Annotated in this window: 12 protein-coding genes; 8 read left to right on the forward strand and 4 right to left on the reverse strand. The window is 47.9% G+C overall.

The annotated features are described in order from the left end of the window. Positions 1-3: 3 nt before the first annotated feature. Positions 4-1,065: a peptide chain release factor 1 gene (prfA, locus tag H9L42_RS09400; RefSeq protein WP_187303149.1), complete on the reverse strand. Its 1,062-nt coding sequence runs from the start codon at positions 1,063-1,065 to the stop codon at positions 4-6. A gap of 311 nt (positions 1,066-1,376) precedes the next feature. Between prfA and H9L42_RS09405 the strand changes: the two genes are divergently transcribed. Next, a complete protein-coding gene (locus tag H9L42_RS09405) occupies positions 1,377-2,531 on the forward strand; it encodes an FprA family A-type flavoprotein (RefSeq protein ID WP_187303150.1) in 1,155 nt (384 codons plus the stop codon). Positions 2,532-2,618: 87 nt separating this feature from the next. Here H9L42_RS09405 and H9L42_RS09410 read toward each other — a convergent pair whose 3' ends face one another. Continuing rightward, the gene (locus H9L42_RS09410; RefSeq protein ID WP_187303151.1) at positions 2,619-2,978 is read right to left on the reverse strand and encodes a winged helix-turn-helix transcriptional regulator; all 360 of its coding nucleotides are present in this window, start codon (positions 2,976-2,978) and stop codon (positions 2,619-2,621) included. A 447-nt stretch (positions 2,979-3,425) separates the two neighbouring features. Here H9L42_RS09410 and H9L42_RS09415 point away from each other — a divergent pair, with 447 nt between their 5' ends. Further along, the gene (locus tag H9L42_RS09415) at positions 3,426-3,575 is read left to right on the forward strand and encodes a CDIF630_02480 family spore surface protein (protein WP_187303152.1); all 150 of its coding nucleotides are present in this window, start codon (positions 3,426-3,428) and stop codon (positions 3,573-3,575) included. Between the two features lie 22 nt (positions 3,576-3,597). On the opposite strand, the gene H9L42_RS09420 is transcribed toward H9L42_RS09415, so the two are convergent. Further along, the gene (locus tag H9L42_RS09420) at positions 3,598-3,912 is read right to left on the reverse strand and encodes a nucleotide pyrophosphohydrolase (RefSeq protein WP_187303153.1); all 315 of its coding nucleotides are present in this window, start codon (positions 3,910-3,912) and stop codon (positions 3,598-3,600) included. Between the two features lie 229 nt (positions 3,913-4,141). On the opposite strand from H9L42_RS09420, the gene purB reads away from it, so the two are divergent. From purB to H9L42_RS09445, 5 genes are read left to right on the forward strand one after another with little or no spacing between them, the layout of a single operon-like run. Next, positions 4,142-5,578: an adenylosuccinate lyase gene (gene purB, locus H9L42_RS09425; RefSeq protein ID WP_187303154.1), complete on the forward strand. Its 1,437-nt coding sequence runs from the start codon at positions 4,142-4,144 to the stop codon at positions 5,576-5,578. A 16-nt stretch (positions 5,579-5,594) separates the two neighbouring features. Beyond that, positions 5,595-6,884 (forward strand): adenylosuccinate synthase, encoded by a 1,290-nt coding sequence (locus tag H9L42_RS09430; protein WP_187303155.1) that lies wholly within the window; start codon positions 5,595-5,597, stop codon positions 6,882-6,884. 48 nt (positions 6,885-6,932) lie between these two features. Next, positions 6,933-8,069, forward strand: coding sequence for an alanine racemase (alr, locus tag H9L42_RS09435; RefSeq protein WP_187303156.1), 1,137 nt, complete (start codon positions 6,933-6,935; stop codon positions 8,067-8,069). A gap of 14 nt (positions 8,070-8,083) precedes the next feature. Then, on the forward strand, positions 8,084-8,737 hold the full coding sequence (locus H9L42_RS09440; RefSeq protein ID WP_187303157.1) for a TetR/AcrR family transcriptional regulator: 654 nt from the start codon (positions 8,084-8,086) through the stop codon (positions 8,735-8,737). Positions 8,738-8,751: 14 nt separating this feature from the next. Beyond that, the gene (locus H9L42_RS09445) at positions 8,752-9,171 is read left to right on the forward strand and encodes a DUF4430 domain-containing protein (protein ID WP_187303158.1); all 420 of its coding nucleotides are present in this window, start codon (positions 8,752-8,754) and stop codon (positions 9,169-9,171) included. 164 nt (positions 9,172-9,335) lie between these two features. Here the strand turns inward: H9L42_RS09445 and H9L42_RS09450 are convergent, their stop codons facing one another. Further along, positions 9,336-10,598 carry an MFS transporter gene (locus H9L42_RS09450; protein ID WP_187303159.1) on the reverse strand — a complete coding sequence of 421 codons (1,263 nt, stop codon included), beginning with the start codon at positions 10,596-10,598 and terminating at the stop codon, positions 9,336-9,338. A gap of 384 nt (positions 10,599-10,982) precedes the next feature. On the opposite strand from H9L42_RS09450, the gene H9L42_RS09455 reads away from it, so the two are divergent. Further along, the gene (locus H9L42_RS09455) at positions 10,983-13,610 is read left to right on the forward strand and encodes a cation-translocating P-type ATPase (protein ID WP_187303160.1); all 2,628 of its coding nucleotides are present in this window, start codon (positions 10,983-10,985) and stop codon (positions 13,608-13,610) included. The last annotated feature ends 138 nt before the right edge of the window (positions 13,611-13,748 follow it).

A 13,748-nucleotide genomic window follows, 5' to 3' on the forward strand; every position in this document is an offset into this window, starting at 1 on the left:
CTCTTAGAAGTTCTTCATTTTCTCCGCCTGATCGCTTGTAATCAGACCGTCGATAATTTCATCCAGATCCCCATCCAAAATATAGTCTAATTTATAAAGGGTTACGCCCGTTCTGTGCTCGGAAACTCTTCCCTGTGGGAAGTTGTAGGTCCGGATCCGCTCACTTCGGTCCCCGGTTCCTACCTGGCTTTTTCTCTGGGCGGAAATTTCATCTTCCTGTTCCTGCATTTTCAGATCGTAGAGCCTGGATCTCAGAACCTTGAAAGCCTTTTCCTTATTTTTGATCTGAGATTTTTCGTCCTGGCAGGTTACCACAAGGCCCGTTGGCTCATGAGTAAGACGAACTGCCGAGTCCGTTGTATTTACGCACTGTCCTCCGTTTCCGGACGCGCGGTAAACATCCACCCGGACATCGTTCGGGTTCAGATCGATTTCTACATCATCCACTTCCGGTAGCACCGCCACTGTTGCCGCGGAAGTGTGGACTCTGCCGCTGGATTCCGTTTCCGGTACCCTCTGGACTCTGTGGGCGCCGCTTTCATATTTTAATCTGGAATACGCGCCTTTTCCCTTGATCAGCATGACGGCTTCCTTGATTCCTCCAAGGCCAGTCTCGTTTACTTCCATCAGCTCTGTTTTCCATCCTCTTCGTTCCGCGTACCGGGTATACATCCTCAGAAGATCCCCTGCGAAAAGAGCCGCTTCATCACCTCCGGTACCTGCCCGAACTTCCAGGATTACATTTTTCTCATCATTCGGATCCTTTGGAAGCAGCAGAACCTTCAGTTCTTCTTCCAGAGTTCCAATGGACTCTTCCAATTCTCCTATCTCCATCTTTGCCAGTTCCCGCAGTTCCTCATCGCCGGAGTCCAGCATTTCCTTCGCGTCGTTTAAATCATTTTTTGTCTTTTTATATTCTTTATATTTTTTGACGATAGGCTCCATATCGCTCATTTCTTTCACATACTTCTGCCAGACCGGCTGATTATTAATAATTTCAGGGTCCGACACCTTCTGTGACAGTTCTTCGTATTTTTCTAAAATGAAGTCTAATTTATCAAACATAGCAAACTCCCGTTTCCCTCCTATTTTCGGCCTCTATAGCCCCACTATTTCAACTTAATATTATAGCATGAACCCAGGGAAAAAAAAACCGAATTTTTTGCCGTTTCTTGACACTGGCGCAAAAGCTTTTTGCTGCGCCGCTACCCTCTTTTGTAATTTGAGAAAATTTCCTTTATTATCCTCGCGATTCTCTTTAAAAAAGGTTAATTTTTTTCTTAACAATGTGTTATAATAGGGCTTAGCCGCAATGGAACAAGCGGCTCACTAAAAAACTTATAACCGTAAAGCGCAAGAAAAGGAGTACATAAAAAATGGAGATTACAAAAGATATCAAATATATCGGGGTGAACGATCATGACATCGATCTGTTCGAGGGGCAATATGTCGTTCCCAATGGAATGTCATACAATTCTTATCTGGTTCTGGATGAGAAAGTAGCAGTATTCGATACAGTCGATCAGCACTTCGGGCCAGAATGGATGGAAAATCTTAAGTCCGAACTGGGATCCCGCAAGCCGGATTATCTGATCGTTCAGCATATGGAACCGGATCATTCCGCCAATATCGCCGCGTTCATGGATGTGTATCCGGATGCGGTAATCGTTTCCAGCGCGAAATCTTTTTCCATGATCAAACAGTTTTTTGGCAAAGATTTCGCCGACAATCAGATGGTAGTAAAAGAAGGAGATACTCTGACTCTCGGTCAGCACACGCTGACTTTTATCGGCGCGCCGATGGTTCACTGGCCGGAAGTAATCGTTACCTATGATAATTATGACAAGGTATTATTCTCCGCGGACGGATTCGGCAAGTTCGGAGCTCTCGACGCGGAAGAAGACTGGGCCTGCGAAGCACGCCGCTATTATATCGGAATTGTCGGCAAATATGGCCCGTATGTGCAGAAGCTTCTGGCCAAAGCCGCGGATCTGGACATTCAGATGATTTGCCCGCTTCACGGACCTGTTTTAAAAGAAAATCTGGATTATTACGTGGGTCTGTATAATACCTGGTCCTCCTACGAGGTGGAAACCGAAGGCGTTGTCATCGCGTACACATCCGTATATGGAAACACAAAGAAAGCAGTGGAGCTTTTAGCGGATAAGCTGCGTGAAAAAGGCTGTCCGAAAGTAGTTGTGGATGATCTGGCCCGCTGCGATATGGCGGAAGCTGTGGAAGACGCGTTCCGCTATGGCAAGCTGGTTCTCGCGACGACTACCTATAATGGAGAAATTTTCCCGTTTATGCGTGAATTTATTAACCATCTTACCGAGCGCAATTATCAGAAGCGGACTGTCGGCATGATCGAAAACGGCTCCTGGGGTCCGGTTGCCGCGAAAGTAATGAAAAAGATGCTGGAAGGAAGCAAGGATTTGAATTACACGGAAACGACCGTAACCATTAAGTCCGCTTTGAATGAAGCCAGCGCTGCCGCGGTAGACGCTCTTGCGGATGAGCTTTGCCGCTGAAAGTCTGCAGCAGTTTAAACAGTCTCGATAGAAAAGAGCCGGTATTGCTCCGGCTCTTTTTGCGTATTTTCTCAGTTTCTGTTTCTGCTATTTCAACTCATTTTCCTGTAGCTTTTTATAGTCTTCTCCCCAATTCTTCATCGCGTCCAGCACGGGTTTCAGGCTGTACCCCAGTTCTGTCAGGCTGTATTCCACCCGAGGAGGAACTTCCGCGTAGACTTTTCTGCATACAAGCCCCTGCTCTTCCATATCCCGAAGCTGCGCGGTCAGTACTTTCTGGGATACATCTCCCACTGACCTCTTCAGTTCGCCAAACCGTTTCATTCCTGGAAGAAGATCTCTCAAAATCAGGACTTTCCATTTACTGCTGATGAGCATCAACGTTGTTTCCACCGGGCACGCGGGAAGATCGCCTGCGGGAATTCCGGTTGTCTTTTTCTGCTCCATCCGTTCCTTCTTTTCTGCTGCGCCATTTATTTTATAGAAGTATTATACTTGGCCTGCTGAAAAGAAGCAAGAGGGCTCTGGCGGCCCGGCGCCCTTGATTGCCAGCTCTGTCCGAAAATCTGCGCCGCGCGAACAAAAGGCCAAAATTTCCAAGCAAAGGACGCGCCGCGCGAACAAAGCCTTAAAAAATTCAAAGGGAAGGCGGCATCCGCGAACAAATCACTGAAAAGAAGAAGATATCCGCGTTTTTAAACGGAAAAGTCTTCATTTCCCTGGTTTATTCCTAAATAGCTTGGTGGGAACTCCCAATTTCGCAATTTTATTTCTAAAAGTCTGGAAATGTTCGCGCTTGTCACCAGTCTAGCCCAGCAGCCATTCCGGGGAATAAGATTCGAAAAACAGCGAACACTAGTCCTACAAAGATTTATAAGGAAAGGAATTGAAAAAATGAAAGAAAAGCTGGATAAAGCGTTCCGCACCTTCCCTCTGGAAAGCACCGAAAAGGCGGATTCTGAAACAAAGATCCCCCGTGTGCCCTGTCCTTCTCTGGAAGATGTGGAAGCGGCCAAAGAATGGGTTGACTTTAAAGAAATGTAAACCGGCGGGCCTCAGCCCGCCTTTACAGTTTATCGTACTTTTCGCTTTTTCCCCGGCAGCTTTCCACCGGATACTTCTTTGCGTTTTTCTCGATTTTCCGCATCATCTCCTTTTTCATATCCAGGCCGGCTTTGTCCGCCAGCATCAGGCAGTACAGCATCACGTCCGCGATCTCATCGCTCAGAGCCTCCCGATCGTACCGGCTGTCCCACTGAAAGCATTCCAGCAGTTCCCCCGCTTCAATGGCGATGGATTTCGCCAGGTTTTCCGGCGTGTGAAACGGCTCCCAGTCTCTTTCCTCGTTGAACTTCCGCAGCGCTTCTGTAATTTCTTTCATATTTTTATATCTCCTTCATGCAGCAGTATCCACCACATTATACCGCTAAAAAACAAGCCTTACAATTTCTTGTCTTCATTTTTTTGCACAAAGGCTTTGAATCCGCTTTCTATCTAATGGTTTCCTTGTATTCCCTTTCTAAAAATGCTATACTGTAGACGTATTTTTTCAGCTAACAAATTGAAACCAGATAAAATTCAACCATTTATAAGGGAGGAGACTTTTATACATGCCAAATACGCAAAACTACACGAGCCCTTTATCGGAGCGGTACCCCAGCAAAGAGATGAAATACCTCTTTTCTCCGGAAATGAAATTCCGGACCTGGAGAAAACTCTGGATCGCTCTTGCGGAAACGGAAAAAGATCTTGGGCTTGATATCTCACAGGAACAGATCGACGAATTAAAAGCGAACGCGGAAAATATCAATTACGATGTGGCAAAAGAGCGGGAGGCTGTTGTCCGCCACGATGTCATGTCCCACGTATACGCCTATGGCGTTCAGTGTCCGAAATCCAAGGGAATCATTCATCTGGGCGCGACATCCTGTTATGTCGGAGATAATACGGATCTGATCATCATGACGGAAGGCCTGAAGCTCATCCGTAGCAAGCTGATCAATGTCATCGCCCAGCTTGCCGATTTCGCGGATAAATACAAAACACTCCCGACTCTGGGCTTTACCCACTTCCAGCCGGCACAGCCGACAACGGTCGGAAAAAGAGCCACGCTGTGGCTGCAGGATCTGCTCATGGATCTTGACGATCTGCAGCATCTCCTTGATACCATGAAGCTTTTGGGTTCCAAGGGAACCACCGGCACGCAGGCCAGCTTCCTGGAATTATTCGACGGGGATCGGGAAAAGGTAAAACAGTTGGATCAGAAAATCGCGGAGAAGATGGGATACAGCGGATGTTACGCGGTATCCGGCCAGACCTATTCCAGAAAAGTGGACAGCCGCGTACTGAACGTACTGTCCGGTATCGCTCAGAGCGCCCACAAATTCTCCAACGATATCCGCCTGCTGCAGCACTTAAAGGAGGTGGAAGAGCCCTTTGAGAAAAACCAGATCGGTTCTTCCGCCATGGCATACAAGCGCAATCCGATGCGGAGTGAACGAATCGCCGCGCTGGCCAACTATGTAATGTCTGACGCCATGAATCCGGCTCTCACCGCGGCGACCCAGTGGTTTGAGCGGACGCTGGATGACTCCGCCAACAAGCGGCTGAGCATGTCCGAAGGCTTCCTGGCGGTTGACGGAATCCTGGAATTATATCTGAATGTGGCTTCCGGCCTGGTGGTTTATCCAAAGGTCATCGAATCACGTCTGATGAGCGAGCTGCCTTTCATGTCCACAGAAAATATCCTGATGGACGCGGTAAAGGCCGGCGGAGATCGTCAGGAGCTGCACGAACGGATCCGGACTCATTCCATGGCCGCCGGCAAACGGGTCAAAGAGGAAGGCTTGGAAAATGACCTTCTCGATCGGATTGCCGCCGATCCGGCATTCAATATGACAAAAGAACAGCTGCTTTCTCTGATGAAACCGGAAAACTTCGTAGGCTGCGCTCCAGCTCAGACCGAAGAATTCCTGCGGCAGGAGGTTGCGCCTGTTCTTGAGCAAAATAAGGAACTGCTCGGCATTACAGCTGAGATCAACGTATAAAAGGAGAGAAAATCAGATGGTAAAAGCAATAGTCGGCGCCAACTGGGGCGACGAAGGAAAAGGAAAAATCACGGACATGCTTTCGAAGGAGTCGGATATTATTATCCGCTTTCAGGGCGGAAGCAACGCCGGTCACACGATTGTAAACGATTACGGGAAGTTCGCGCTTCATATGCTGCCTTCCGGGATCTTTTACGATCATACCACCTGTATTCTGGGAAATGGAGTAGCCCTCAACATTCCTTACCTGTTCAAGGAGGTTAAGGAAATTACCGATCGGGGTGTTCCCGCTCCAAACTTGCTGGTTTCCGATCGGGCGCAGGTGCTGATGCCTTATCATATCCTGTTCGACCAGTATGAAGAAGAGCGGCTGGGTGGGAAATCCTTCGGATCCACCAAGTCGGGAATCGCGCCGTTCTACTCGGACAAATACGCGAAAATCGGCATTCAGGTAAGTGAACTTTTTATGGATGAAGCGGATCTGAAGGAAAAAATTGACGGAATCTGCCAGCAGAAAAACGTAATCCTGAAGCATCTCTATCACAAGCCGGAGCTGGACGCGGAAGAGCTGCTGCGAACCCTCATCGAATACCGTGAAATTGTCCGCCCTTATGTATGCAATGTTTCCGCTTATCTGTACAAAGCCATTAAGGAAGGAAAGCGCATCCTTCTGGAAGGCCAGCTGGGCGCGCTGAAAGATCCGGATCACGGAATTTATCCAATGGTAACGTCTTCCTCCACACTGGCCGGCTATGGCGCGGTGGGAGCAGGGATTCCGCCTTACGAAATCACGGAGGTTATGACGGTTGTAAAAGCGTATTCCAGCGCGGTAGGCGCGGGAGCCTTTGTCAGCGAGCTGTTTGGAGAAGAAGCTGAAGAGCTTAGAAAGCGCGGAGGCGACGGCGGTGAGTACGGCGCTACAACCGGGCGTCCGAGACGGGTCGGCTGGTTTGACGCAGTCGCCACAAGATACGGCTGCCGTATCCAGGGCGCCACGGAAGTCGCCCTGACGGTTCTGGATCCTCTGGGGTACCTGGAAGAGATTCCGATCTGTGTCGGATATGAAATCGATGGAGAAGTCACCTCAGAATTTCCTCACACAACGGATCTGTACCGGGCAAAACCGGTGCTGAAAAAACTCCCGGGCTGGAAGTCCGATATCCGCGGAATCCGGAAATTTGAGGATCTGCCGAAAGAATGCCAGAATTACGTCAATGAAATTGAAAAGGAAATTGGATTTCCGATTACTTATGTTTCAAATGGTCCCGGCAGAGACGATATCATAAAACGCGAACCTCAGCTCTAACAGCTGAGGTTCCGGCCACTTTACATTTTGTTCAGGAGAGTCACGAAGATGTACAAAGAAGCGATTCGTCCCGCATGGGCAGAAATCAGTCTGGGAAACCTTGACTATAATATAAAAAATATTATTAAAAAAGTCGGCCGTGACGTGGAGGTTATCGGCGTTATCAAGGCAGACGGCTACGGGCACGGCAGTGTCCGGGTCGCCGAAGTTTTGAGAAAAAACGGCGTAAAGACTTTCGCTGTGGCAACCTTATCGGAAGTCATCGCGCTGCGTGAAGGCGGTATTACGGAAGAGATTATCATGCTGGGTCTGACGCCGGATCTGTACGCGGATACGATTATCCAGTATGATATTACACCCGTTGTCTGCAGCCTTTCCAACGCGGCCGCCATTTCCCGCGCCGCGGAAACCAGCGGAAAGATCATAAAGGGTTTTGTCGCCATTGACACCGGAATGGGACGAATCGGTTACCAGACAGAGGATCCGGTCGCGATTCCGGAAATTCTGCGGATGGAAACACTTCCCGGATTTCAGGTAAAAGGCATTTTTTCTCATTTCGCGACCGCTGACGCGGCGGACAAAACATACGCGAAAGAGCAGGAGAAGAAATATAACCGTTTTTGTGAAAAGCTGACGGCAGCCGGAGGAAAAATTCCGATGCGCACTTTCGCCAACAGCGCCGCGGTCATGGAACTTCCTTCCGTTCATTTTGACGCGGTTCGTCCGGGAATTATTCTGTACGGCTGTTATCCCAGCGCGGAAGTAGATAAAGGCCAGCTTGATCTAAAGCCGGCCATGTCCGTAAAGGCCAATATCATACATCTGAAAAAAGTTCCCGCGGGCAGCACCATCAGCTATGGAAGGAAGTTTACCGCTTCCCGGGAAAGCCTGATCGCCACACTGGCGTTAGGATACGCGGACGGTTATCCACGCCCCTATTCTTTGGTCGGGCGTGTAATCGTCAACGGACAGTTCGCTCCCATCGCGGGGAATATCTGCATGGATCAGTGCATGATCGATGTGACCGACGTGCCGGATGTAAAGGAAGGGGATGAGGTTATCATCATGGGTTCCGATGGAACCAATACAATTCTGGCCGATGAAATCGCGGACGCTACCGGCACCATTAATTATGAAATTGTATGCGCCTTCGGGCAGCGTCTCCCGAAAATATATGTAGAATAATACGGAGGTTTAAAATGGGTAGGGAAACAAGAGAGAAAATTATGCTGACAGCGATTAAGCTGTTTAACGAAGAAGGAGTCACAAATGTGAGTACTGTAAAGCTTTCCAACGAGCTGCACATCAGCCCCGGAAATCTTTATTATTACTTTGATAATAAAGAGCATCTGATCCGCAGTATCTGGGAGGAAATGCTGGCTCCGAAAATCAGCGATCTTTTTTATAAGGAAGATTTAAAAACAAAAGAAGAAGGGTTGATCGATTTTTTCCTTCATCTGGCAAACGACACATATTCATTCCGCTTTTTTTATCTGGAACTTCCGGCTATACTCAACAACGATCCGGAATTAAAAAAACTGTATCGTGAACGCGCTATCCGCCTGATGAAACAGATGGATTCTCTGATTCAGGGATGGGTTGAAAACGGAATGATGGTACCAAAGCTTACTCCGATCGCGAAAAATATTCTTGTACAGAACTGCTGGATGCTGTCACAGACCGGAATTATTTACACCAATATGCTGGAAGACCACGCGTCTTTCAAAGATGTATGCGATAATATTTCACAGCGTTTGTACGCATTGCTGCGCCCTTATTTTTCCGATAAAAGCCATGAAAAAATAATGGCTCTATTTGCTGAAAATAATCTGGACTTTCACAAGTACGCATAGAGCGGAGGTCGGGTATGAAAAAAAGAACAGGACAAAAACTTTTTATTTTTCTGCTTCTTACCGTTCTGATCGTATCGGTTTACGGCTGCGCCGGAGATCCTTCGGCAGATGGGAGTGATATCCATACCATCCGTGTCTCTCTGACGATCCTATATCCGGAAAATGCCGACCAGAAACCGATCGAAAACTATTCTATGCAGGTGGAGGAGAACGCTACGGTCATGCAGGTTCTGGAATCTTACTCCAGTCAGGAAGGAGTCCAGATTCAGGTAGAAAACGCTTCCTCCCCGAAGGTGGCAGCAATCGGGAATGTCTCCGCGGATGAACATATGATGTGGCGCTGTATGCTTAATGATACAGATGTTACAACGATCATCTCCGATCAGGAGCTAAAAGATGGCGACGAAATTGTATGGAGTTTTGTTGAAGCTTAAAAAAACGATTTTTTTAAGTGTTCTTCATAATTTCTTCACATAAAATCGCTATAATGCTAACTGTAGATAGGGACATAGAAACATCGTTTCTATGCGAACTTTCCTTCTTTTATTGAATACACACAATACACACTTGTAAAACACCTTGGTCCCCCCAGGGTGTTTTACTTTTTTGTCTTTTGCGAACTCGCGATTTTCCGCCCGCTTTCCCTATAGGCGGCGATAATCCCCACGAGAGAGCAGAATATCAGGATTGAAAATAAAATGTACGCCGGAATGTATCCGCCAGTCATATCGGCAATGACTCCCGGCATGCTGGAAAATGTCAGAGCTCCGCAGGCGTAGATAATCTGAAGCTTACGGAGTACTTCCGGAAATTTATCTGCCGAAGCCATATCTCCTGACCATACGGAAATTCCTATGGTCGCGATGGGATACCCCATCCCCAGTATAAGCACCGTCGCGACGCACAGAGGAACGCTCTGCAGAAACGCGAAGCAGCATAAAGCCTGCCCGATTAAAAATATAGAAAATGCCAGTATACTGCCTCTGAATCCACCGATTTTATCCATAATCTCACCAAACACAATTTTGCCGATCGTAATCACGATTCCAAGCGCGCTGATCACGGCGGCTACCATCATAGAAGAAAATCCTTCCGTTGTAAACAGAATGGGCAGGTGTGAAAAACCCGGATTGGCCAAAGCGCCCATGCACACACAAACACCTCCCATAAGGATCCATCCCTTTTTCGAAAGAGTATAAGTTACCACCGTTCCTTTTTTGATCCCTTCCGCCCGGATCTTATCATGAAGTTCTTTTTGTCCATAGGGCCTGAGCCGCATCTCTGACGGCTTGTTACGGAGAAACAGCAGTACAATCACCGCAATGGCAATCCAGAGGGCGCCTTCGATAAAGAAGGTCTTCCTGAGAGAAAAGCTTTCCACCAGCATGGTTGTAATGGGAGAGAGAATAATCGTCGCGATTCCGCTGCCAGAAGCGCAAATCCCAATAGCAAGGGCACGGTGGCTGATGAACCATCTGCTGATCAGAATCGTAATCGGGATCATGGATCCCAGTCCATAACTGAATCCCATAAAAACAGCGCCGACCAGAAACATCGGATAGCTGTCTGCCATACCAAAAATGCAGAATGCGGCCCCGGCGCATGCCACTGCGATAGCTATTCCCACCCGGATACTTATCAGATTATAATAATATCCGATACACAGCATCGCGATCAAAGCAATGAGACATCGGATGGTAATAAGTGATGATGTTTGTGAATTTGTAAAGCCATACGTCTGCATAATATAGGGCATAAGAATAGAAAAACCATTGGTAATAACACCCATTGTCACAAAAATAATCAAAGTGCAAAGTCCACATATGACCCAGTAATAAAAACGATTTTTCTTTTTTTCCATTTCGTCTCGCCTCAATTCTCTTATAATCTTCTGCCTTTTTATATCCTTATTTTTAAGCGTATCACCGGATACGAAAAACTGCAAGCCGCCCTGGTATTAGAAAAACTGAGGATTCTTTCAGCATTTCTGATATCATTTACTTAAATTTTACAAAATCCCCGTTGACAAAAACGATCTGCCCCGATATTATTATCTATAGTGAAAGGGAGTAGCGGCGCCTGATCGGCGTTTACGAGATCGTCATTCTCGATAGGGACTTCGGTTTCTATCCGGTTCGTAATGAAACAGCAAGACTTTTATTACATTTTCTATGTGATAAAAGTCTTTTTTTATTACATAGAAAACAGATGATTACTCCAAAATAAAGGCAGGAAAGGAATCGTTATGCAAGAGTATTATCAGATGACAGACCAGCAGGCGCGTGAAGCGGTAAATGGCACATCGCAGCCGCTTACAGACGATCAGGTCCGTAAAAACCAGGAGAAATTCGGGCCCAATGAGCTGGTTGAAGAAAAGAAAAAATCCGTAGTCCAGATCTTCTTTGAGCAATTCAAGGATTTTCTGGTCATCATTCTAATCGCCGCGGCCATTATCTCCGGGATCTTAGATGATTTGGAGAGCGCGATTGTTATTTTAATTGTAATTACCATTAACGCTATTCTGGGAACCGTGCAGACCGTGAAGGCAGAACAATCCCTCAGCAGTCTGAAAGCGATGTCCGCTCCGGAAGCAAAAGTGCTGCGGGGCGGAAAGGTAATCAAAATCCCTTCCCGGGACGTTACGGTAGGGGATCAGGTTTTCCTGGAAGCAGGAGATTCGGTTCCCGCGGACGGACGGCTTTTGGAGAACGCCGGCCTGAAAATTGATGAGAGTGCCCTGACGGGGGAGAGCCTAGGCGTGGAAAAGGACATGGATCCCATCGAAGGCCAGGCTGCTCTGGGAGATCGGCTCAATATGGTCTACTCCGGCAGCTTCGTCACTTACGGACGCGGCTCTTTCCTCGTCACTTCCATAGGAATGAATACCGAAGTGGGAAAAATCGCGACTTTGTTAAAGACAACGTCTGAGAAGCAGACGCCTCTGCAGGCCAACCTGGATAGTTTCGGGAAAAAGCTTTCCATTCTGATTCTCGCCTTCTGCGCCCTTCTTTTCGGAATCAGCGTATACCGGGGAGAATCGGCAGGAGACGCCTTCCTGTTTGCCGTAGCCCTGGCGGTTGCGGCGATTCCGGAAGCTCTGAGTTCCATCGTTACCATCGTGCTTTCCTTCGGCACCCAGAAGATGGCCAAAGAACACGCCATTATCCGAAAGCTTCAGGCGGTGGAAGGTCTTGGCAGTGTCTCGGTTATCTGCTCGGATAAAACCGGTACTCTGACACAGAACAAGATGACCGTAGAAGATTATTATGTAGACGGAACCAGGATTCCCGCCGCTGATATTGATATCAGCCAGCCTTCGCAGATGCAGCTTCTCAGAGACAGTATGCTCTGCAACGACTCTGCCATCGCTGAGGGAAAGGAAATCGGCGATCCGACAGAAACAGCCCTCATTAATCTGGGTCTGAAGCTAGACTGCAGTTATGAAACGGTACGCGGCCAATATCCGCGTTTCAGTGAAATTCCTTTTGACAGCGATCGGAAGCTCATGTCTACCTGCCATGTAATTGACGGCACGTCTCTTATGGTGACAAAGGGAGCTGTGGACGTTCTGTTAAAACGGATTTCACACATTCAGGAAAATGGACAGCGCCGTGAATTTACAGAGGCTGACCGCGAAAAAATTGAAGCGCAGAACATGGAATTCTCCAAAGACGGGCTCCGGGTTCTGGCCTTTGCCTATAAAGAGATCCCTGAAGGATTTTCTCCGGGATTTGATGATGAAAAAGACTTTACCTTCCTGGGACTCATCGCGATGATGGATCCGCCCCGTGAAGAGTCCATGGGAGCGGTTGCCGAATGTATCTCCGCGGGGATTAAACCGGTGATGATTACCGGTGATCACAAGATCACCGCGGCGGCCATCGCAAAGCGCATCGGAATTCTGAAGGATGAAAACGAAGCCTGTGAAGGCGCGGTTATTGATTCCATGTCCGATGAGGAACTAAAAGATTTTGTAGAAAAGATTTCCGTATACGCCCGGGTATCTCCGGAGCACAAAATCCGGATCGTCCGTGCCTGGCAGGATAAAGATAATATCGTTGCCATGACTGGAGACGGTGTAAACGACGCGCCGGCTTTAAAACAGGCAGACATCGGCGTAGCCATGGGAATTACGGGAAGCGAGGTTTCCAAAGACGCGGCGTCCATGGTTCTGACCGATGATAATTTCGCGACCATTGTAAAAGCCGTGGAAAACGGAAGAAATATTTATCAGAATATCAAGAACTCGATTCAGTTCCTTCTTTCCGGAAACTTCGGGGCGATTCTAGCGGTACTGTACGCGTCCATCACCGCGCTGCCGGTACCTTTCGCTCCGGTTCATCTGTTGTTCATCAACCTGCTGACAGACAGCCTGCCGGCCATTGCCCTCGGACTGGAGCCCCATAACCCGGATCTGATGAACGAAAAACCGCGTCCTGCCAGAGAGTCCATCCTGACGAAGAGCTTCCTGGGAAGAATCGGCATCGGCGGCCTTTCCATCGGAATTACAACCATGGCCGCGTTTCTCATCGGTTACCACGGAGTCTTTACTGCCGCTGGTGAAGGAAGCGCGCTGCTGGGAAGCACCATGGCATTCGGAACGTTGTGTACGGCGCGGCTGTTCCACGGGTTCAACTGTAAATCCAACAAACCTGTGGTCTTTACGTCCAGAGTATTTAACAACCCTTATCTGATCGGAGCCTTCCTGCTGGGTCTGGTTCTGATTACGGTTGTGTTAATGGTTCCGGGGCTTCATGAAATTTTCAAAGTGCAGACCCTGACCCTCAGTCAGCTCTTTACGGTTTACGGACTCGCGTTTATTAACATCCCGGTCATTCAGCTGATTAAAAAAATTATGACCATAAAAAAGTAATAACCTGCCATTGGACAGGGGGCGCAGAAGTAGTTCTGCGCCCGTTTTTTCATGGAAAAATGAAGTTAATATCCTGTGGTTTTGCTTTTGCGAAACATCGACAAAAAATGACATTCTATCCCATTCTCCGTCTGATAT

Source organism: Zhenpiania hominis (genome assembly GCF_014333425.1).
Taxonomy (GTDB): domain Bacteria; phylum Bacillota; class Clostridia; order Peptostreptococcales; family Anaerovoracaceae; genus Hominibacterium; species Hominibacterium hominis.